The sequence below is a fragment of the Pseudomonas sp. MT92 genome, assembly GCF_058792515.1.
Genome location: NZ_JBXAFA010000011.1, coordinates 141,667 through 162,111 on the forward strand (window position 1 = coordinate 141,667; position 20,445 = coordinate 162,111).

Consider the following 20,445-nt stretch of genomic DNA (forward strand, 5'->3'; position numbering starts at 1 on the left):
AGGGTCCCTTTCCCATGTTCAAGAAACTGCGTGGCATGTTTTCCAGCGATCTTTCCATTGACCTGGGCACTGCCAACACCCTTATTTACGTGCGCGAGCGCGGTATCGTCCTGAATGAGCCCTCCGTTGTGGCTATTCGGACACACGGTAACCAGAAAAGTGTCGTTGCTGTCGGCACCGAAGCGAAGCGCATGTTGGGCCGTACGCCGGGCAACATTGCTGCCATTCGTCCGATGAAAGACGGCGTGATCGCCGACTTCAGCGTCTGCGAAAAGATGCTGCAGTACTTCATCAACAAGGTTCACGAAAACAGCTTCCTGCAGCCCAGCCCTCGTGTTTTGATCTGCGTTCCGTGCAAATCCACCCAGGTTGAGCGTCGTGCCATCCGTGAATCGGCCCTTGGTGCCGGTGCCCGTGAAGTGTTCCTGATCGAAGAGCCAATGGCCGCTGCGATCGGTGCCGGCCTGCCGGTTGAAGAAGCTCGCGGCTCGATGGTCGTGGATATCGGTGGTGGTACCACTGAAATCGCCCTGATCTCCCTGAACGGTGTGGTTTATGCAGAATCCGTGCGTGTGGGCGGCGACCGCTTCGACGAAGCGATCATCACTTACGTGCGTCGCAACTACGGCAGCCTGATCGGCGAGTCGACGGCCGAGCGCATCAAGCAGGAAATCGGCACCGCCTACCCGGGCGGCGAAGTTCGCGAAGTCGACGTTCGCGGCCGTAACCTGGCCGAAGGCGTTCCGCGTGCATTCACCCTGAACTCCAATGAAGTGCTGGAAGCTCTGCAAGAGTCCCTGGCCACCATCGTTCAGGCCGTGAAGAGCGCGCTGGAGCAATCGCCTCCGGAACTGGCTTCCGACATCGCCGAGCGTGGCCTGGTCCTGACCGGTGGTGGCGCCTTGCTGCGCGACCTCGACAAGTTGCTGGCCCAGGAAACCGGTCTGCCGGTGATCGTCGCCGAAGACCCGCTGACCTGCGTTGCTCGCGGCGGTGGCCGTGCCCTGGAAATGATGGATAAACACACCATGGACCTGCTCTCCAGCGAATAAGTCGCCGGATTGCCTCTATGCTGTTGAGCGCGCAGGCGGCACTTTGCAGTGCTGCCTGTTCGCGTTTATCTTCTGTCGTCTGCATCCAGGCCGGTTTGATGCCGTATGAGTAAAGAGAACAATTGCCTGGGAGGAGCGGCTTATTAAACCGCTTTTCTCCAAAGGTCCCTCACTGGGCGTGCGCGTGTTGGTGCTGGTCGTGCTTTCGATCGCGCTGATGGTGGTCGATGCCCGCTTCACACTGCTCAAGCCAGTGCGTAGCCAAATGTCGCTGGTGTTGATGCAGTCCTACTGGATCACCGACCTGCCGCAGCGGCTATGGCAAGGTGTGGCCAGCCAGTTCGGCAGCCGGACCGAACTCGTCGCCGAAAACGAAAAGCTCAAGACCGAGAACCTGTTGTTGCAGGGGCGCATGCAAAAGCTTGCCGCCCTGACCGAGCAGAACGTTCGGCTGCGCGAGTTGCTCAACTCTTCGGCGCTGGTGAACGAGAAGGTCGAAGTGGCCGAGCTGATCGGCATGGACCCCAATCCCTTTACCCATCGCATCATCATCAACAAAGGTGAGCGCGACGGCGTGGTCCTCGGCCAGCCGGTGCTCGATGCCCGCGGCCTGATGGGGCAAGTGGTCGAGTTGATGCCGTACACCTCCCGCGTCCTGTTGCTGACCGATTCCACCCACAGCATTCCGGTGCAGGTAAACCGCAACGGTCTGCGGGCGATCGCCAGTGGCACCGGCAATCCGGAGCGCCTGGAACTGCGTCATGTGGCCGATACCGCTGACATCAAGGAAGGTGATCTGCTGGTCAGCTCCGGCCTTGGCCAACGCTTCCCGGCGGGTTACCCGGTGGCGACGGTCAAGGAAGTGATTCACGACTCCGGTCAGCCATTCGCCATTGTTCGCGCCGTGCCGACGGCTGCGCTGAACCGCAGCCGATACCTGCTGCTGGTGTTCAGCGATACCCGAACTCCGGAAGAGCGTGCCAACGACGCTGCCCAGGCGCAGGAATCACTGGATGCGCAGGGTGGTGGGCCGATCATTCCAGCGACCGTGCCCAAGCCGGCCATCGTTCCGGCTCCGGCTGCCCCGGTGGCCCCGGCAGTGCCTGCTACCGTACCGGCGGCCACAACCCCGGCCAAACCAGGCGTTAAACATCCCAAGCCGTCCACGACCACAGCTGCTCCAGCCAAACCGCCGGCGGCACAACCCGTCGTAGTCAAACCTGCTGCCAAACCGCCTGTCTCCGCGCCGGCTACCACTGGGGGACGAGAATAATGGCTGGTGTCAAAGCCTCCCGAAACGGCTGGATCGTCTGGCTGACCTTCGCCATCGGCATGCTGCTCAGCGTTTCGCCGCTGCCGCAATTCATGGAAATTCTCCGTCCTCTGTGGCTGGCCTTGCTGCTGGCGTTCTGGGCATTGACCCTGCCGCAAAAAGTCGGGATGGTCACCGCGTGGTGCCTGGGCCTGACCGAGGATGTGCTGTATGGCACGTTGCTGGGGCAGAATGCCTTGATCCTGACGTTGATCACCTACCTGGTGCTGGCGCTGCAACAACGCTTGCGGATGTTCCCGATGTGGCAACAAAGCCTGGTGATCCTGGTGATCTTCGGCCTCGCGCAGTTGGTTCAGTTGTGGCTCAGTGCCCTGACCGGCAATCGCCAGCCGACGCTGGCGCTGGTGTTGCCGGCACTGGTCAGTGCCTTGCTCTGGCCATGGATCAGCTTCGGTTTGCGCGGATTGCGCCGACGTTACAAAATCAACTGATTCGGTCAGGCATTTGCCCACACCATGACAAGGGAGATGTCTTGATGAAGCCGCTGTACCTCGCCTCTGGCTCGCCGCGTCGGCGTGAACTGCTCACGCAGATTGGCGTTCCGTTTTCCGCCATCAGTGCGGACATCGATGAAACCCCATTGCCCCAGGAATCCCCGGCGGCCTATGTCGAGCGTCTGGCGCGCGGCAAGGCTGCGGCCGGGCGCGATGTCGTGGTGTCCGGCGCTCCGTTTTGCGTGCTGGGAGCCGATACCGCCGTGGTGCTCGACGGGAAAATTCTCGGCAAGCCGGTTGATGAAGCTGACGCTTGCGCCATGCTGAAGATGTTGTCCGGGTGTGAGCATGAAGTCCTGACGGCGATCGCTGTACTCGAAGGTGAGCGTTGCGAGTCGCGGGTGGTGCGTAGCGTGGTGCGTTTTCGCCCGATAAGCAGCGATGAGGCAACGGCCTACTGGGCCAGCGGCGAGCCGGGGGACAAGGCGGGTGGTTATGGAATTCAAGGACTGGGTGCGGTGTTTGTCGCCGGGCTCAATGGAAGTTACTCGGCGGTGGTTGGCTTGCCGCTGTGCGAAACCGCAGAACTGCTGGGCCATTTCGGCATACCCTGTTGGCAAAACCATAATGCGCGTTAAGCGTTGTACTGACCAGATGTGGCCATTACCGTGAACATGCCTGAACGAGACCCTGCCATGAGTGAAGAGATCCTGATCAACATCACGCCGATGGAATCGCGCGTGGCGGTGGTTGAAAACGGTGTCCTGCAAGAGGTCCATGTCGAACGTACGCAAAAGCGCGGCATCGTTGGCAACATCTATAAAGGCAAGGTCGTACGGGTGTTGCCTGGCATGCAGGCCGCTTTCGTCGATATCGGTCTGGATCGCGCCGCGTTCATTCATGCTTCGGAAATTTCCCTGCGCGAAGGCCCGGCGGTCGAGAGCATCAGTGCCCTGGTTCATGAAGGCCAGAGCCTGGTGGTTCAAGTCACCAAGGACCCGATCGGCTCCAAAGGCGCACGATTGACCACCCAGCTGTCGATCCCTTCGCGTTATCTGGTCTACATGCCGCGTACGGCTCATGTTGGCATTTCGCTGAAAATCGAAGATGAAGCCGAGCGTGAGCGTCTCAAGCAGGTGGTCTCCGATTGCGTCGCCAAAGAAGGCATCAAGGAGGCCGGCGGTTTTATCCTGCGTACCGCGGCGGAAGGCGCGGGTGCCGATGAAATCCTCATGGACATCCGCTACCTGCGCCGGCTGTGGGATCAGATCAATGCGCAGATCAAAACCATCAGCGCACCGAGTGTGATCTACGAAGACCTTGGCTTGGCGCTGCGCACTTTGCGCGACCTGGTGAGCCCGAAGATCGAAAAAATTCGCATCGACTCCCGGGAAACTTTCCAGAAAGCCACGCAGTTCGTCGCCGAACTGATGCCGGAGATCGCCGATCGTCTGGAACATTACCCCGGCGAGCGACCGATTTTCGACCTGTACGGCGTCGAAGACGAAATCCAGAAAGCCCTGGAGCGTAAAGTCCCGCTCAAGTCCGGCGGCTATCTGGTGGTCGACCCGGCGGAAGCCATGAGCACCATCGACGTCAACACCGGGGCGTTCGTCGGTCATCGCAACCTGGAAGAAACCATCTTCAAGACCAACCTGGAAGCCGCGACCGCGATTGCTCGACAGCTGCGCCTGCGTAATCTGGGCGGGATCATCATCATCGACTTCATCGACATGGAAGATGAAGAGCACCAGCGTCAAGTGCTGCGCACGCTCGAGAAGCAATTGGAGCGCGACCACGCCAAGACCAACATCATCGGTATCACCGAGTTGGGCCTGGTGCAGATGACCCGTAAACGCACCCGCGAAAGCCTCGAGCAGGTGCTGTGCGAGCCGTGCAGCAGTTGCCAGGGCCGCGGCAAATTGAAGACCCCGGAAACCGTCTGCTACGAAATCTTCCGAGAAATCCTCCGCGAAGCTCGCGCCTATCAGGCGGAAGGCTATCGTGTATTGGCGAACCAGAAAGTTGTCGATCGTCTGCTCGATGAGGAGTCGGGCAATGTTGCCGAGCTCGAAGGGTTTATCGGCCGCACGATTCGTTTTCAGGTGGAAACCATGTATTCCCAGGAACAATACGACGTGGTGTTGCTCTGAATCGCTACGTTTTAACTTTTCCTGAACGGCTGGCCTCAGCTTTTTGCAAAACGATTGCCATGGGAGCCAACTGACATGGACCGTCTGACACGCATTTTGGCCGCACTGACCCGCTGGGGTCTGGGCCTGTGCGCGTTGGCTTTGGTACTGATGGCGTTGTACGTCAGCCTTGGCCGTGAGCTGACGCCACTGGTGGCGGAGTATCGCGGCGAAGTCGAGACCAGGGCCAGCGACGCTTTGGGCATGCCGCTGCAGATTGGCGAGCTGAAAGGCAATTGGAGCGGATTCGCGCCTATTCTTTCGGCCCACGATGTGACGGTCGGCGAGGGTGCCAACGCCCTGCACCTGGAAAAGGTGCGGGCGGTGCCGGATCTCTGGGCCAGTCTGCTGGCGCGTGAAATACGTATTGCCCACCTGGAACTCAATGGCCTGAAGATCAGCCTCAAGCAAGGCAATGAGGGTGAGTGGGCGCTGGAAGGTCTGCCGGTCAGGAACGATCAGCCCCTCGACCCGGAGCAGTTGCTCAATAGCCTGCAAATGGTCCAGCAGTTGTCGGTGCTCGACAGTCAGATCACGTTGCAGCCGTGGGGGGAATCTCCCCTTAGCCTGACTTACGTCGGTTTGAATCTGAAAACCGGTGCTTACCGCCAGCGGCTCGATGTCCGCTTGACCCTGCCCGATGGTCAGCCGATGGCAATGAGCCTGCGTACTCGCATTCAGGCCAGCCGATGGAAGGAGGGTGAAGCGGACGTCTACTTGAGTCTGCCGCAAAGCGACTGGTCTAAATGGCTGCCCGAAAGTGTTTCCCAGCAATGGCATTTCTCGGAGATCAAAGGCGGTGGCGAGCTGTGGGCGACCTGGGGCCAAGGCGCCTTGCAAAGTGCCGCCGTCCGGTTGAACGCGCCTCAAATCAAAGGGGCCTATGCCGAGCGCAAGCCGGTCCAGATCAATAATCTGGCGCTCAACGGCTATTTTCAACGCAGCACCGAAGGCATGTTAGTCACCCTGGACTCTCTGGCCATGAACCTCGGCGAGACTCGCTGGGAATCACGCTTGCAGCTCAAGCAGCTGGCGGCCACCGATAAGGCAGAAGAGGCTTGGCACTTGCAAGCCGATCGCCTCGAGCTCACTCCGCTCACGCCGTTGCTCAATGCCCTGGCGCCATTACCTGAAGGTTTTGCCACGACGGTCGAGCGGCTCAAGGTCATCGGTGGCCTGCGCAACGTTCTGATCGACGTGCGGCCCAATGCCACCGACGACAGCAAGTTCAGCTTTGCCGCCAATCTTGATCGGGTCGGCTTCGACGCCTACCACGGCGCTCCGGCGGCACGGAATGTCAGCGGCAGTATCAGCGGAGACCTTGGCCACGGCGAGCTGCGCATGGACAGCAAGGATTTCCTGCTGCACCTGGACCCGATTTTCGCCAAGCCGTGGCAATACATCCAGGCCAATGCCCGGTTGACCTGGAAGCTCGATAAAGAAGGCTTCACCCTGATCGCGCCGTACCTGAAGGTATTGGGCGAGGAAGGCAAGATTGCCGGTGACTTCCTGATCCGGTTGCATTTCGACCACAACCAGGAAGACTACATGGACCTGCGGGTCGGCCTGGTCGACGGGGACGGTCGCTATACCGCCAAGTACTTGCCGGCGGTCCTGAGCCCGGCACTCGACGAATGGCTGCGTACGGCGATTCTCAAGGGGGCAGTCGATCAAGGTTTCTTCCAGTACCAGGGCTCGCTGAACCACGGTGCCGAAGATGCCGCCCGCAGCATCAGCCTGTTTTTCAAAGTGCACGATGCCGAGTTGGCGTTCCAGCCGGGCTGGCCGCACGTCAGCAAGGTTACGGGGGACGTGTTCGTCGAGGACAGCGGCGTGCGGATTCTGGCCAGCAAGGGTCAGTTGCTCGACACCCAGGTCAGCGATATTTACGTCAACATTCCTCACGCTCCGGCAGGACAGAGCACTCATCTGTTCCTTGACGGCGGGTTTGCCGGCGGCTTGGGTGATGGCCTGAAAATTCTCAAGGAAGCGCCTATCGGTACTGCCGAGACGTTCGCCGGCTGGGAAGGCGAGGGCGACCTGCAAGGCAAGCTCAAGCTGGATATCCCGCTGGTCAAAGGCGAGCAGCCGAATATCGTGGTCGACTTCAAAACGGCAAAGGCTCGACTGAAATTGCCCGAGCCCCCCCTTGAGTTGACTCAGCTCAAAGGTGATTTTCGTTTCGATAGCAGCAAAGGGTTGAGCGGCCAGAACATCACGGCACGAGCCTTCGACAAACCGGTGAGTGCGCAGATATTCGCCGATGGTCGTGAAGGCAAGCTCAATACCCGTGTCACGGCCTCGGGGCAGGTCGAAGTCAAGAAACTCGCGAACTGGCTCAGCGTCACCCAGTCGCTGCCGGCGAGCGGCGTGATTCCGTATCAATTGCAACTGACCCTTAATGGCGGTGATAGCCAGTTGATGGTCAACTCCAATCTAAAAGGTGTCGCCGTCGATTTGCCGGCACCCTTCGGCATGCCTGCCGAAACCGGGCGTGATACGACGTTCCGCATGACGTTGCAGGGAGCGGAACGACGCTATTGGGTGAATTACGGCGAATTGGCGAACTTCACCTTCGCCGCGCCTCCCGGAAATTTTGCCGAGGGTCGCGGTGAATTGTTCCTGGGTAATGGCAATGCCATGCTGCCCGCTGCCAAAGGCCTGCGGGTGCGCGGCGTGCTATCGCAGCTGGATGTCGGCCCCTGGCAGGACCTGGTGAACAAGTACGCCGGGCAAGACCCGGGCGGTAGTGCAAAACAGTTGCTCAGCAGTGCCGATTTCAAGGTCGGCAAGCTCAGCGCACTGGGTACAACCCTGGATCAGGCATCGGTGCAGTTGACGCGAAAACCGGCCGCCTGGGCTTTGCAGCTCGACAGTCAGCAAGTCAAGGGCGCCGCCAGTATTCCCGATGCGAAAGCCTCGCCAGTGGTCATCAATCTGCAATACGTGCGATTGCCGGCACCTGATCCGAAGGTTCTTGCCGACGAAAACTCGCCGGACCCGCTGGCCTCCGTGGATCCGACGAAGATCCCGGCGCTGGATATCACCATCAATCAGCTGTTCCAGGGCAATGATCTGGTCGGTGCGTGGTCGCTCAAGGTTCGTCCTACGGCCAGGGGGATCGCCCTCAACTCACTGGATATGGGCCTCAAAGGCATCCTGTTGCAAGGCAGCGGTGGCTGGGAAGGTGCGCCAGGTTCCAGCACAAGCTGGTACAAGGGGCGGATCAGCGGCAAGAATCTGGCGGATGTGCTCAAGGGATGGGGCTTCGCACCGAGCGTGACCAGCCAGGAGTTCCATATGGATGTCGACGGTCGCTGGCCCGGCTCGCCGGCCTGGCTGGCCAGCAAGCGTTTCTCCGGGACTCTCGACGCTTCAATGAGGGAGGGGCAGTTTGTGGAGGTCGAAGGCGGTGCCCAAGCGTTGCGAGTATTCGGCCTGCTCAACTTCAACTCCATCGGCCGGCGATTGCGCCTGGACTTCTCCGACCTGTTCGGCAAAGGTTTGAGCTATGACCGGGTCAAGGGGCTGCTGGTGGCGACCAATGGCGTCTATGTGACCCGTGAGCCCATCCAGATGACCGGCCCGTCGAGTAATGTTGAGCTCAACGGCACCCTGAACCTGGTCGGCGATCAGATCGACGCCAAGCTGATGGTGACGTTGCCGGTGTCCAACAACCTGCCAATTGCCGCCCTGATCGTGGGCGCGCCTGCCGTCGGCGGTGCTCTGTTCCTGATCGACAAGCTGATCGGTGACCGCGTGGCCCGTTTTGCCAGTGTGAAATACACCGTCAAGGGGCCATGGAAAGAACCGAAAATCACCTACGACAAGCCTTTTTGACGCTCTTTTTCAGAGCGCACACGCCAGGCCCATGGAGTAGCATGGACGTCTATCCATTCAGGAGCGCGCCATGTCTGTAGCGGTGATTCAAATGGTCAGCCAGAGTGATGTGCTGGCCAACCTGGCCCAGGCCCGTCAATTGCTCGAGCAGGCCGCAGCCGGTGGTGCGGCGCTTGCCGTGCTGCCGGAAAACTTCGCGGCCATGGGCCGGCGCGACATTGCCGACATTGGCCGCGCCGAGGCACTGGGCGAAGGTCCGATCCTGCCCTGGTTGAAACAGACCGCTCGCGACCTCAAGTTATGGATTGTGGCCGGCACTTTGCCGCTGCCGCCGGTGGACCAGCCAGCAGCCAAGGTGCACGCCTGCTCGTTGCTGGTCGATGACCGGGGTGAGACGGTGGCGCGTTACGACAAGCTGCATTTGTTCGACGTGGACGTGGCAGACAATCGCGGTCGTTATCGCGAATCCGATGACTATGCTTATGGCAGTGGTGTCGTGGTCGCGGACACACCGGTAGGGCGAGTCGGCCTAACGGTCTGTTATGACCTGCGATTCCCGGAGCTGTACAGCGAATTGCGTGCTGCCGGCGCGGAGCTGATTACCGCGCCATCGGCCTTTACTGCCGTGACCGGTGCGGCGCATTGGGACGTGTTGATTCGCGCGCGGGCCATTGAAACCCAGTGTTATGTGCTCGCGGCCGCCCAGGGTGGGACGCATCCGGGGCCGCGAGAAACCTGGGGGCATACCGCCATCATCGACCCATGGGGGCGCGTGCTGGCACAACAGGATCAAGGCGAGGCCGTGCTGCTGGCCGAGATAGACAGCAGCGAACAGGCGTCCATCCGGGCGCGGATGCCGGTGTCCAGTCACCGGCGCTTTTTCTCGCAGGGCGCTCAGCGACCTGCATCAGAACGACGAATTTAAGGCGTAAAGCATATGAGCGAGTTGTTGTCCTCAGTCAGTGATCATCTCCTGGCACCCGGTGGCGTGACGATCGAGAGCCTGCAGGGTGTGCTCGGCGACCTGGCCGGCCCGGGTATCGATGCCGCCGACCTGTATTTCCAGGGGCAGATCTCCGAGTCCTGGGCGCTGGAAGACGGCATCGTCAAGGAAGGCAGTTTCAATCTTGACCAAGGCGTGGGCGTGCGGGCGCAGTCGGGTGAAAAGACCGGTTTTGCCTACAGCAACGCCATCACTCTGGAAGCCTTGGGCGCGGCAGCCCGTGCCGCCCGCTCGATCTCTCGGGCCGGGCAAAGCGGCACCGTGCAGGCGTTCACCACTCAGGATGTCGCGCAGTTATATGGGGCAGACAATCCTCTGGAAGTGCTGACCCGTGCCGAGAAAGTCGATCTGCTCAAACGCATCGATGCCGCGACTCGCGCGCTCGATCCGCGCATCCAGCAAGTCACCGTCAGCATGGCGGGTGTCTGGGAACGGATTCTGGTGGCCTCCACCGACGGCGGGCTGGCGGCGGATGTGCGACCTCTGGTGCGTTTCAATGTCAGCGTGATCGTCGAGCAGAACGGCCGTCGTGAGCGCGGCGGTCATGGCGGTGGCGGTCGCACCGACTACCGTTATTTCCTCGCCGAAGATCGCGCCATGGGCTATGCCCGCGAAGCGTTGAGACAGGCGCTGGTCAACCTGGAGGCCATTCCGGCGCCGGCCGGTACGTTGCCGGTGGTGCTTGGCTCCGGTTGGTCGGGTGTGTTGCTGCACGAAGCGGTTGGCCACGGTCTGGAGGGCGATTTCAACCGTAAGGGCAGTTCAGCCTACAGCGGACGCATGGGCGAGATGGTTGCGTCCAAGCTTTGCACCATCGTCGATGACGGCACCCTGGCGGGGCGTCGTGGCTCCTTGAGCGTTGACGACGAAGGTACGCCGACCGAGTGCACGACGCTGATCGAAAACGGCGTACTCAAAGGCTACATGCAGGACAAACTCAACGCGCGCCTGATGGGCGTGGCCCGTACGGGTAACGGCCGTCGCGAATCCTACGCGCACCTGCCAATGCCGCGCATGACCAACACCTACATGCTCGCCGGTGAAAGCGATCCGGCCGAAATCATCGCCTCGGTGAAGCGCGGTATCTATTGCGCCAACCTCGGCGGCGGCCAGGTGGATATCACCAGCGGCAAGTTCGTGTTCTCCACCAGCGAGGCGTATCTGATCGAAGACGGCAAGATCACCGCTCCGGTCAAGGGCGCGACTCTGATCGGCAACGGGCCTGAAGCCATGAGCAAGGTGTCGATGGTCGGCAACGATCTGTCGCTCGATAGTGGTGTGGGGACGTGTGGCAAGGATGGGCAGTCGGTGCCGGTGGGTGTCGGCCAGCCAACGCTGAAGATTGATGCGATCACCGTGGGTGGCACGGGCGCGTAAGGCGTGGAGCTGCGGGTGAGCCGCCAGGCGACTCACCCGATCAGAGTCTCAGCGCAGACCGCGTTGAGTCTCGTCCAGCTCACGGATGTACTTGAAGATTTTACGGCTCGATGCCGGTGGCTTGTTGGTCGCCAGCTCGTGCTGGGCCTGACGGATCAGGGAGCGCAATTGCTGGCGATCAGCCTCCGGGTAGTCGATGACGAACTTTTCCAGGACTGCATCGTCGCCGGCGATCAGGCGATCACGCCAGCGCTCCAGGTTATGGAAGCGTTCGTTGTATTGGCGAGTGGAGGCATCGAGTTGATCAAGCAAGACCAGAATGGCGTCAGTGTCCTGATCGCGCATCAGTTTGCCGATGAACTGGAGGTGCCGTTTACGCGCGATGTTCGCCGTGTGCTTGGGCGCATCGGCCAAGGCCCGGCGCAAAGCGTCGGTCAAGGGCAGTTTTGCCAGCAAGTCAGGCTTGAGTGTCGTAAGGCGTTCGCCAAGGTCAACCAGAGCATGCAGCTCGCGTTTGACCTGGGATTTGCTTTTTTCTCCCGTATCGAGGGAGTCGTCGTAAGAATCAACCATGGTGGCCGTCCGCAAAGAAACGCCGCCATGATAACCAGTCGGGGGCCGCTTGTCCGGCCCGGTCGCTCGATGACCTATTCCGAAAGCAGAATTTGAGTGGAGAACAGCATGAGTGCAGTTGAAAGCGTCGGCCCACAAGCGTTGCCGGCACTGCAAGAACAAGTCGAGCAGATCATCGCTGAAGCCAGGCGCCAGGGGGCCAGTGCCTGTGAAGTGGCGGTGTCCCTGGAGCAGGGCCTGTCGACCACGGTGCGCCAGCGCGAAGTCGAAACCGTCGAATTCAATCGTGATCAGGGATTCGGTATCACCTTGTACGTTGGCCAGCGCAAGGGGTCGGCCAGCACCTCGGCCAGCGGTCCAGAGGCGATTCGTGAGACCGTAGCCGCCGCCTTGGCCATTGCCAAACACACCTCGGAAGACGAAGCGTCGGGTCTGGCGGATGCTGCTCTGATGGCGCGTGACGTTCAGGATTTCGACCTGTTCCACCCATGGGATATCACGCCGGAGCAGGCAATCGAGCAGGCGCTGACCTGTGAAGCGGCCGCATTTGCTGCCGACAGCCGGATCAAGAATGCCGATGGCACTACGCTGAGCACTCATCAAGGCTGCCGTGTCTATGGCAACAGCCACGGTTTTATCGGCGGTTATGCGTCGACCCGGCACAGCCTGAGCTGCGTGATGATCGCCGAGGCCGATGGTCAGATGCAGCGCGATTATTGGTATGACGTGAATCGCCAGGGCAATTTGCTGGCTGATCCGGTGAGCATTGGCCAGCGTGCCGCACAACGGGCGGCAAGCCGTCTCGGCGCGCGTCCGGTGCCAACCTGCGAAGTGCCGGTGCTGTTTTCCGCCGAGTTGGCCGGTGGTTTGTTCGGCAGCTTCCTGTCGGCGATTTCCGGCGGCAGCCTGTATCGCAAGTCATCGTTCCTTGAAGGCACCCTGGGTCAGAAGCTGTTTCCTGAATGGCTGACCATCGATGAGCGTCCGCATTTGATGCGTGCCTTGGGCAGCGCGGCCTTCGATGGCGATGGTCTGGCGACTTACGCGAAGCCGTTCGTTGAAAAGGGCGAGCTGGTGTCCTACATCCTCGGTACTTACTCCGGTCGCAAGCTCGGCATGCCGAGCACCGCGAATGCCGGAGGCGTGCATAACCTGTTCGTCACCCATGGTGATGAAGATCAGGCGGCCTTGCTGCGTCGCATGGGGCGTGGCCTGCTGGTGACCGAATTGATGGGGCAGGGCCTGAATATGGTCACGGGCGACTACTCCCGTGGCGCGGCGGGTTATTGGGTCGAGAACGGTGAAATTCAGTTCGCGGTCCAGGAAGTGACCATCGCCGGTAACATGCGTGACATGTTCAAGCAGATCGTTGCCGTGGGTAATGACCTGGAACTGCGCAGCAATATCCGTACGGGGTCGGTACTGATCGAGCGGATGACGGTGGCAGGCAGCTAAACTCCCCTGTCACAAAAAAGGCGCACCACCTGATGGGTGGTGCGCCTTTTTTTGTGGGCTATCGAGCGGGTTTGGCCTCGATACGCGTTTACTCGCCTTCGTCGAAATAGCGGTTGATCAGGTCTTTCAACGCATCCAGCGCCTTTTGCGCGTCTTCGCCTTCGGTGTTGATGTAGATTTTGGTGCCCTTGCCAGCCGCGAGCATCATCATTGCCATGATGCTTTTGCCGTCGACCGTAGATTCCGGAGTGCGTCCGACTCTGATCGTGCAGTCCTTGAATTCACCGGCGACTCCGACGAATTTTGCAGAAGCACGGGCGTGCAGGCCCAGCTTGTTGATGATTTCGATTTCCAGAGCAGGCATCGCGGTGTGAATCCTTTAGCTGAGGTCGCGGTGGCGGACCTGGACGTTCTTCAGGGATTGTTGCAGCGTCTTGCCCAAGCGTTCGGTCAGGTAGACGGAGCGGTGATGTCCGCCCGTGCAGCCGATGGCAATGGTGACATAGGCGCGGTTGCTGGCGGCAAAGCGGGGCAACCATTTGAGCAGATATGTGGAAATGTCCTGGAACATCTCTTCCACGTCCGGCTGGGCTGCCAGGTACTCGGCAACCGGTTGATCAAGCCCGGACTGCGCCCGAAGCTCGGGTTTCCAGTAGGGATTGGGCAGGCAGCGCACGTCGAATACCAGGTCGGCATCCACGGGCATGCCACGCTTGAAACCAAAGGACTCCACCAGGAAGGCTGTACCGGGTTCCGGCTGGTTCAACAGGCGCAGCTTGATCGTATCCCGTAGCTGATACAGGTTGAGGTTGGTGGTGTTGACTTTGAGATCGGCAAGGTCGGCTATGGGGCCGAGCAGGCTGGTTTCATCGTTGATCGCTTCAGCCAGCGAACGATTGGCACTGCTCAGCGGGTGACGACGACGGGTTTCCGAAAAACGCTTGAGCAAGGTTTCTTCGTCGGCATCCAGGTACAGAACATCGCACTGGATATGCCGGCTGCGGACTTCTTCGAGCAATTCGGGGAATCGCGACAAGTGACTTGGCAGGTTGCGAGCATCAATGGACACGGCCACCAGCGGCTGTGCCAGTTCGGTGTGGATCAATGCGCGTTCGGCGAGTTCCGGCAGCAACCCGGCGGGAAGGTTGTCGATGCAGTAGTAGCCACTGTCCTCGAGTACATCAAGGGCGGTGCTTTTACCTGAGCCGGAGCGGCCACTGACGATGATCAAGCGCATGATTACTGACCGTTTTGCTCGTCCAGGACAACCTGATACAAGGCTTCATTGCTCGGGGCGCTGCGCAGTTTTTCGCGCACTTCCTTGCGGTCGAGCATGCTGGCAATTTGGCGCAAAAGTTCCAGGTGCGCATCGGTAGCGGCTTGCGGGACCAGTAGAACGAACAACAGGTCAACCGGTGCGCCGTCGATGGCGTCGAAATCTATGGGAGCATCGAGGTGCATCAGGGCACTGATGGGTGAAGAGCAGCCCTTCAGGCGACAGTGGGGAATGGCGATGCCGTTGCCAAAACCCGTCGAGCCGAGTTTTTCACGGGCAATCAACGCCTCGAAGACATCTTGCATCTCCAGATCCGGCACTTCCCGGGCGATCAGGTTGGCAATTTGTTCGAGGGCTTTCTTTTTACTGCCGCCCGGCACGTTCACAAGGGAACGGCCGGGGGTCAGGATGCTTTCAAGTCGGATCATGGGTTGGGGGTGTTAACGACCGGTAGCGCCCTGGAGGAGGCTCTGGGTCTTTTCCTTATGCTTTTTGAGTTGTTTATCCAGCTTGTCGGTCAGTGCGTCGATCGCCGCGTACATATCGGTATGTTCCGCGTTCGCGACCACTTCATTGCCGGGAATATGCAGCGTGGCTTCGATTTTCTGCTTCAACTTTTCGACGGTCATCGTGACCTGTACGTTGGTGATCTTGTCGAAGTGCCTCTCTAACCGTTGGAGTTTTTCGCCGATGTAGGTGCGAAGAGGTTCGGTCACTTCCAGTTGGTGTCCACTGATGTTGACTTGCATACAGCTTCTCCTTCGTTGCCAGTGCATAAAGCGGTAGATCAAATGATCTACCACTGGAACGCTGTGGCGTGGCTCTACATCAACCGCTTGCGTTCGCTCGAAGGCGCGATCCCCAGGGATTCGCGGTACTTGGCGACGGTGCGGCGAGCCACCTGAATGCCTTGTGCCTCCAGTAAACCAGCGATCTTGCTGTCACTCAACGGCTTTTTCTGATTTTCCGCGGCAACCAGTTTTTTGATGATCGCGCGGATCGCCGTGGACGAGCATTCGCCGCCTTCGGAGGTGCTGACATGGCTGGAGAAAAAGTACTTCAGTTCATATATGCCCCGAGGGGTATGCATGAATTTCTGTGTGGTCACCCGTGAAATTGTCGACTCGTGCATGCCAACCGCCTCGGCGATGTCATGCAGGACCAACGGTTTCATGGCTTCGTCGCCGTACTCCAGGAAGCCGCGCTGATGCTCGACAATCTGGGTGGCAACTTTCATCAGGGTTTCATTGCGGCTTTGCAGGCTCTTGATGAACCAGCGGGCTTCCTGCAACTGATTGCGCATGAACGTGTTGTCGGCGCTGGTGTCGGCGCGACGCACGAAACCGGCGTACTGGGCGTTGACCCGAAGACGCGGTACCGATTCCTGGTTGAGTTCCACCAGCCAGCGTTCGTTGTCCTTGCGCACGATCACGTCGGGAACCACGTATTCGGCTTCAGTGGATTCGATTTGCGAGCCCGGGCGCGGATTAAGGCTTTGAACCAGTTCGATCACTTGGCGCAGCTCATCTTCCTTGAGCTTCATGCGGCGCATCAGCTGGCTGTAATCGCGGCTGCCGAGCAAGTCGATGTAGTCGGTGACCAGGCGCTTTGCTTCGGCGAGCCAAGGGGTTTTGGCCGGCATCTGGCGTAATTGCAGCAGCAGGCATTCGCCCAGGTTGCGGGCGCCGATTCCGGCGGGTTCGAATTGCTGGATGCGGTGCAGGACGGCTTCGATTTCGTCCAGTTCGATGTCCAGCTCCGGGTCGAAGGCTTCGAGTATCTCCTCGAGCGTCTCGTCCAGGTAGCCCTGATTGTTGATGCAATCGATCAGGGTCACGGCGATCAGGCGATCGGTGTCGGACATGGGCGCCAGGTTCAATTGCCACAGCAAATGGCTTTGCAGGCTTTCACCGGCCGATGTGCGGGTGGTGAAATCCCACTCGTCGTCATCGTTGCTCGGCAGACTGCTGGCGCTGGTCTGGTAAACGTCTTCCCAGGCGGTATCGACGGGCAGTTCGTTGGGGATACGCTCGTCCCAGTCGCCTTCCTCGAGGTTATCAACCGTCGGTGCGCTTTCCTGGTAGGAGGGTTCCTGAATGTCGGGGTTGGGTTTCTGTTCGGCGTTGTCGGCCAAGGGGTCGCTGTTATCGAAGTCGTCGCCTTCTTCCTGGCGTTCGAGCATCGGATTGGACTCCAGGGCCTCCTGGATTTCCTGTTGCAGGTCCAGGGTCGACAATTGGAGCAGGCGGATGGCCTGTTGCAGCTGCGGTGTCATCGTCAGCTGCTGGCCCATTCTCAAGACTAGCGATGGTTTCATGGCAGGGGCTAAACACCTTATTCGCCGGCGCACATGCGCCATCCACTACAGGGCGCCGGAGCGCCAAACATAAGCAAATTATATGCCTGAAACTGAAGTGTTTGCCTAGAGCGCTGTAACAATAAAAAAGTGTTGATTTTTTATCGAGACAAGCGCTCGGTCGACTAGCCAGACACCTCGGTGCTTACAGGCGGAACTCATGGCCCAAATACACTTCCTTGACCAGATCGTTGGCCAGGATGGTTGCAGCGTCGCCTTCGGCGATCAATTGGCCATCGTTGACGATGTAGGCGGTTTCACAGATGTCGAGGGTGTCACGGACGTTGTGGTCGGTGATCAGCACGCCAATGCCCTTGGCCTTGAGGTGATGGATGATCTGTTTGATGTCGCCTACCGAAATCGGGTCCACGCCGGCGAAGGGCTCGTCGAGGAGGATGAATTTCGGGTTGGTGGCCAATGCCCGGGCGATTTCCACACGGCGGCGTTCGCCACCGGACAGGCTCATGCCGAGGTTGTCGCGGATGTGGCTGATGTGGAATTCCTGCAGCAGGCTTTCCAGCTCCTTGCGGCGACCGGCCTTGTCGAGTTCCTTGCGGGTCTCCAGGATCGCCATGATGTTGTCGGCGACCGAGAGTTTGCGGAAGATCGACGCTTCTTGCGGCAGATAGCCGATACCGGCCTTTGCGCGGCCGTGCATTGGCTGGTGGCTGACGTCCAGGTCGTCGATCAGTACGCGGCCCTGATCGGCCTGTACCAGGCCTACGATCATGTAGAAACAGGTGGTCTTGCCAGCGCCGTTAGGGCCTAGCAGGCCAACGATCTGACCGCTGTCGATGGACAGGCTGACATCACGGACGACCTGGCGGCTCTTGTAGCTCTTGGCCAGATGCTGAGCTTTCAGAGTTGCCATTACTGGGCCTTTTGCTCGTCGGTTTTCTTCTTCGGCTGGATCACCATGTCGATGCGCGGACGCGCTTCGGTGACCTTGTTACCTGTCGCACGGCCAGCGCTCGCAAGCTTCTTGACGGTGTCGTAGACGATTTTTTCGCCCTGGGTGGTGTTGTTGTCCTTGTCGATGACTTTGGCGCGATCGATCAGTACGACGCGGTTTTGCGCGGCGTGGTACTGGATGGTCACTCCCCAGCCCTGGACAGGCTTGGTGTCGCCCTGGGTTTGCAGTTGTTCGAAGTAGGCCAGGTTGCCTACAGAGGTCACTACATCGATATCGCCGGTCGGCGTGCGGGTGATGGTCACGGTGTTGCCGGTGACCTTCATCGAGCCCTGGGTAATGATCACGTCACCTTTGTAGGTGGCAACGCCATTCTTGTCGTCCAGTTGGGCGTCGTCGGCTTGAATGCGGATAGGCTGCTCTTGATCGTTCGGCAGAGCCCAGGCGCTCACGCTTCCCAGTGCTGCGCCCAGACTGAGCAAAATAGGGAGGGTTTTAACGAGCCTCATACTGTCCTCTTACGTTCGATAGCAGGTGTATCCTGCTTTCTTTCAAATACGCTTTCATTCCGGTACCGGTCGATACGCCGCCAGCGCCGTCGATTCTAACGGGTTGCTCGGTCTGCGCATATTGTTGCTGCGGGAACACCGTCATTCGAGTGGTGGTGATCAGGGTTCTGCGGTTTTTTTCATCAAAGCGCGTGATGCGTACCGAATCGATCAATTCAACCTGCGTGCCGTCCGGGTTGACCTCACCTTTTTCGCTCTGGACGTGCCACGGGAACTCGGTGCCGCGGAACATGTTCAGGTCAGGGTTGGTCAGCAGCGTGACTTCGCTTGCTTTGAGGTGCTCGACTTTGTCGGAAGTCATTTCGTATTGAAGCCTGCCATCAGGCAGGAACTGCACGCTGTGGGCGTTGGTAGCGTAATAATCGATTTCGCTTTCGTCGACATGCGCGATCGGTTTGTCGAGGAAGCGTTCCGGGCTGATGTTCCAATAGCCGACCGCGGCGAAAATCGCCGCAATGCAACCGAACACCAGAATGTTGCGAATTTTTTTGTTCAGCATGGTTTGGCTCACAGGTACGCGGCGTTGGCCGCATCGAGACGGCCCTGGGCGCGCAGGATCAATTCGCAGAATTCGCGGGCGGCACCCTCGCCACCGCGGGCCAGGGTTACTCCGTGAGCGTGTTCACGCACAAAGCTTGCGGCATTGGCCACCGCCATGCCCAGGCCGACGCGGCGAATGACCGGCAGGTCCGGCAGGTCGTCGCCTAGATAAGCGACCTGCTCATAGCTTAGGTTGAGTTGGCCGAGAAGCTCGTCGAGCACCACCAGTTTGTCTTCGCGCCCCTGGTACAGATGCGGGATGCCAAGGTTTTTCGCCCGTCGCTCAACCACCGGGGTTTTGCGGCCGCTGATGATCGCGGTCTGGACGCCGGCCGCCATCAGCATCTTGATGCCCTGGCCGTCGAGGGTATTGAAGGTCTTGAATTCGCTGCCGTCTTCGAGAAAGTACAGGCGCCCGTCGGTCAGGACGCCATCGACATCGAATACTGCCAGTTTGATGTGTTGGCCGCGTTGCAGCAGGTCCGCGCTCATTACATTACTCCTGCACGCAGCAAATCGTGCATGTTCAAGGCGCCGACCGGGCGGTCTTCGCTGTCGACCACGACCAATGCGTTGATTTTATGATCTTCCATGATTTTCAGGGCCTCGGCGGCGAGCATCTCGGCGCGGGCGGTCTTGCCGTGCACGGTCATGACCTGATCTATCGTGGCGCTATGGATGTCGACGCTGCGGTCCAGGGTGCGGCGCAAGTCGCCGTCGGTGAAGATCCCGGCCAGCTTGCCGTCGGCCTCGAGGATGACTGTCATGCCAAGGCCCTTGCGGGTCATTTCCATCAGCGCATCCTTGAGCAAGGTGCCGCGCTGAACCTGTGGCAACTCTTGCCCGGCGTGCATGACATTTTCCACCTTCAGCAGCAGGCGTCGGCCCAATGCTCCACCGGGATGGGAAAAGGCGAAGTCTTCGGCGGTAAAGCCGCGCGCTTCCAGCAGTGCGACGGCCAGGGCGTCGCCCATGACCAGCGCCGCCGTAGTAGAGGAAGTGGGGGCCAGATTCAGCGGGCAAGCTTCGTGCTCGACGTGAACGTTCAGGTTGACCTCGGCGGCCTTGGCCAGCGGCGAGTTCGGGTTGCCGGTCATGCTGACCAGCTGGATGCCCAGACGCTTGATCAGTGGCAGCAGGGTGACGATTTCATTGGTCGAGCCGGAGTTCGACAGCGCCAGGATGATGTCGTCGCGGGTGATCATTCCCATGTCGCCGTGGCTGGCTTCGGCCGGATGCACGAAAAATGCGGTGGTGCCGGTGCTGGCCAGGGTGGCGGCGATCTTGTTGCCGATATGCCCCGACTTGCCCATGCCGACCACGACTACGCGGCCTTTGCTGGCCAGAATCATCTCGCAGGCGCGTACGAAATCTGCGTCGATATGCGGCAGCAAGCTTTGTACGGCTTCTACCTCGAGGCGGATGGTGCGTTGTGCTGATTGAATCAGGTCGCTGGATTGGCTCATGTCTGAATCGTATAGCCTGATGAAAAGGCGGCGATTATAGCGGTTATGATCGAAACCCTCACGCAAGTT

The 20,445-nt window shown here is 59.7% G+C and carries 20 protein-coding genes; 9 read left to right on the forward strand and 11 right to left on the reverse strand.

Features of this window, described 5'->3' with window-relative positions; all coding sequences use genetic code 11:
- The first annotated feature begins 14 nt into the window (after nt 1-14).
- The 8 genes from mreB to tldD all read left to right on the forward strand — a co-directional run bounded on the left by mreB (nt 15) and on the right by tldD (nt 11,231).
- Nucleotides 15-1,052 (forward strand): rod shape-determining protein MreB, encoded by a 1,038-nt coding sequence (mreB, locus tag AC1Q6D_RS20800; protein ID WP_002555108.1) that lies wholly within the window; start codon nt 15-17, stop codon nt 1,050-1,052.
- A gap of 142 nt (nt 1,053-1,194) precedes the next feature.
- A complete protein-coding gene (gene mreC, locus AC1Q6D_RS20805) occupies nt 1,195-2,325 on the forward strand; it encodes a rod shape-determining protein MreC (protein ID WP_103403992.1) in 1,131 nt (376 codons plus the stop codon).
- On the forward strand, nt 2,325-2,816 hold the full coding sequence (gene mreD, locus AC1Q6D_RS20810; RefSeq protein WP_047537684.1) for a rod shape-determining protein MreD: 492 nt from the start codon (nt 2,325-2,327) through the stop codon (nt 2,814-2,816). The genes mreC and mreD overlap by 1 nt, the downstream gene beginning before the upstream one ends.
- Nucleotides 2,817-2,860: 44 nt before the next feature.
- Complete coding sequence (locus AC1Q6D_RS20815; protein ID WP_103403991.1) at nt 2,861-3,457, forward strand: Maf family protein; 597 nt, start codon at nt 2,861-2,863, stop codon at nt 3,455-3,457.
- 57 nt (nt 3,458-3,514) lie between these two features.
- Nucleotides 3,515-4,972, forward strand: coding sequence for a ribonuclease G (gene rng, locus AC1Q6D_RS20820; RefSeq protein WP_103403990.1), 1,458 nt, complete (start codon nt 3,515-3,517; stop codon nt 4,970-4,972).
- A 75-nt stretch (nt 4,973-5,047) separates the two neighbouring features.
- Nucleotides 5,048-8,851 (forward strand): YhdP family protein, encoded by a 3,804-nt coding sequence (locus tag AC1Q6D_RS20825; protein ID WP_103403989.1) that lies wholly within the window; start codon nt 5,048-5,050, stop codon nt 8,849-8,851.
- 70 nt (nt 8,852-8,921) lie between these two features.
- Entirely contained in the window at nt 8,922-9,776 is an 855-nt protein-coding gene (locus AC1Q6D_RS20830) for a carbon-nitrogen hydrolase family protein (RefSeq protein WP_103403988.1), read from the forward strand.
- Nucleotides 9,777-9,788: 12 nt separating this feature from the next.
- Complete coding sequence (gene tldD / locus AC1Q6D_RS20835) at nt 9,789-11,231, forward strand: metalloprotease TldD (RefSeq protein WP_047537698.1); 1,443 nt, start codon at nt 9,789-9,791, stop codon at nt 11,229-11,231.
- A gap of 48 nt (nt 11,232-11,279) precedes the next feature.
- Here the strand turns inward: tldD and yjgA are convergent, their stop codons facing one another.
- Complete coding sequence (yjgA, locus tag AC1Q6D_RS20840; RefSeq protein ID WP_047537701.1) at nt 11,280-11,804, reverse strand: ribosome biogenesis factor YjgA; 525 nt, start codon at nt 11,802-11,804, stop codon at nt 11,280-11,282.
- Between the two features lie 108 nt (nt 11,805-11,912).
- Here yjgA and pmbA point away from each other — a divergent pair, with 108 nt between their 5' ends.
- Complete coding sequence (gene pmbA / locus AC1Q6D_RS20845; protein ID WP_047537704.1) at nt 11,913-13,259, forward strand: metalloprotease PmbA; 1,347 nt, start codon at nt 11,913-11,915, stop codon at nt 13,257-13,259.
- A gap of 88 nt (nt 13,260-13,347) precedes the next feature.
- Here pmbA and AC1Q6D_RS20850 read toward each other — a convergent pair whose 3' ends face one another.
- From AC1Q6D_RS20850 to AC1Q6D_RS20895, 10 genes are all read right to left on the reverse strand, one after another.
- A complete protein-coding gene (locus tag AC1Q6D_RS20850) occupies nt 13,348-13,623 on the reverse strand; it encodes an HPr family phosphocarrier protein (RefSeq protein ID WP_047537707.1) in 276 nt (91 codons plus the stop codon).
- A gap of 15 nt (nt 13,624-13,638) precedes the next feature.
- Nucleotides 13,639-14,496 carry an RNase adapter RapZ gene (gene rapZ, locus AC1Q6D_RS20855; protein ID WP_047537710.1) on the reverse strand — a complete coding sequence of 286 codons (858 nt, stop codon included), beginning with the start codon at nt 14,494-14,496 and terminating at the stop codon, nt 13,639-13,641.
- Nucleotides 14,497-14,498: 2 nt separating this feature from the next.
- Nucleotides 14,499-14,963, reverse strand: a complete 465-nt coding sequence (gene ptsN / locus AC1Q6D_RS20860) for a PTS IIA-like nitrogen regulatory protein PtsN (RefSeq protein WP_047537713.1) — start codon at nt 14,961-14,963, stop codon at nt 14,499-14,501.
- 12 nt (nt 14,964-14,975) lie between these two features.
- Nucleotides 14,976-15,284, reverse strand: a complete 309-nt coding sequence (gene hpf, locus AC1Q6D_RS20865; RefSeq protein WP_047537716.1) for a ribosome hibernation-promoting factor, HPF/YfiA family — start codon at nt 15,282-15,284, stop codon at nt 14,976-14,978.
- Nucleotides 15,285-15,358: 74 nt separating this feature from the next.
- Nucleotides 15,359-16,852: an RNA polymerase factor sigma-54 gene (locus AC1Q6D_RS20870; RefSeq protein WP_103403987.1), complete on the reverse strand. Its 1,494-nt coding sequence runs from the start codon at nt 16,850-16,852 to the stop codon at nt 15,359-15,361.
- A gap of 184 nt (nt 16,853-17,036) precedes the next feature.
- The gene (lptB, locus tag AC1Q6D_RS20875) at nt 17,037-17,762 is read right to left on the reverse strand and encodes an LPS export ABC transporter ATP-binding protein (protein ID WP_047537722.1); all 726 of its coding nucleotides are present in this window, start codon (nt 17,760-17,762) and stop codon (nt 17,037-17,039) included.
- The gene (gene lptA, locus AC1Q6D_RS20880) at nt 17,762-18,310 is read right to left on the reverse strand and encodes a lipopolysaccharide transport periplasmic protein LptA (protein ID WP_047537724.1); all 549 of its coding nucleotides are present in this window, start codon (nt 18,308-18,310) and stop codon (nt 17,762-17,764) included. Before lptA ends, lptB begins: the two co-directional genes overlap by 1 nt.
- Nucleotides 18,297-18,869 carry an LPS export ABC transporter periplasmic protein LptC gene (gene lptC / locus AC1Q6D_RS20885; protein ID WP_047537727.1) on the reverse strand — a complete coding sequence of 191 codons (573 nt, stop codon included), beginning with the start codon at nt 18,867-18,869 and terminating at the stop codon, nt 18,297-18,299. Before lptC ends, lptA begins: the two co-directional genes overlap by 14 nt.
- Nucleotides 18,870-18,877: 8 nt before the next feature.
- Nucleotides 18,878-19,402 carry a KdsC family phosphatase gene (locus AC1Q6D_RS20890; protein WP_103403986.1) on the reverse strand — a complete coding sequence of 175 codons (525 nt, stop codon included), beginning with the start codon at nt 19,400-19,402 and terminating at the stop codon, nt 18,878-18,880.
- Nucleotides 19,402-20,376 carry a KpsF/GutQ family sugar-phosphate isomerase gene (locus tag AC1Q6D_RS20895; protein ID WP_103403985.1) on the reverse strand — a complete coding sequence of 325 codons (975 nt, stop codon included), beginning with the start codon at nt 20,374-20,376 and terminating at the stop codon, nt 19,402-19,404. Before AC1Q6D_RS20895 ends, AC1Q6D_RS20890 begins: the two co-directional genes overlap by 1 nt.
- Between the last annotated feature and the right edge of the window lie 69 nt (nt 20,377-20,445).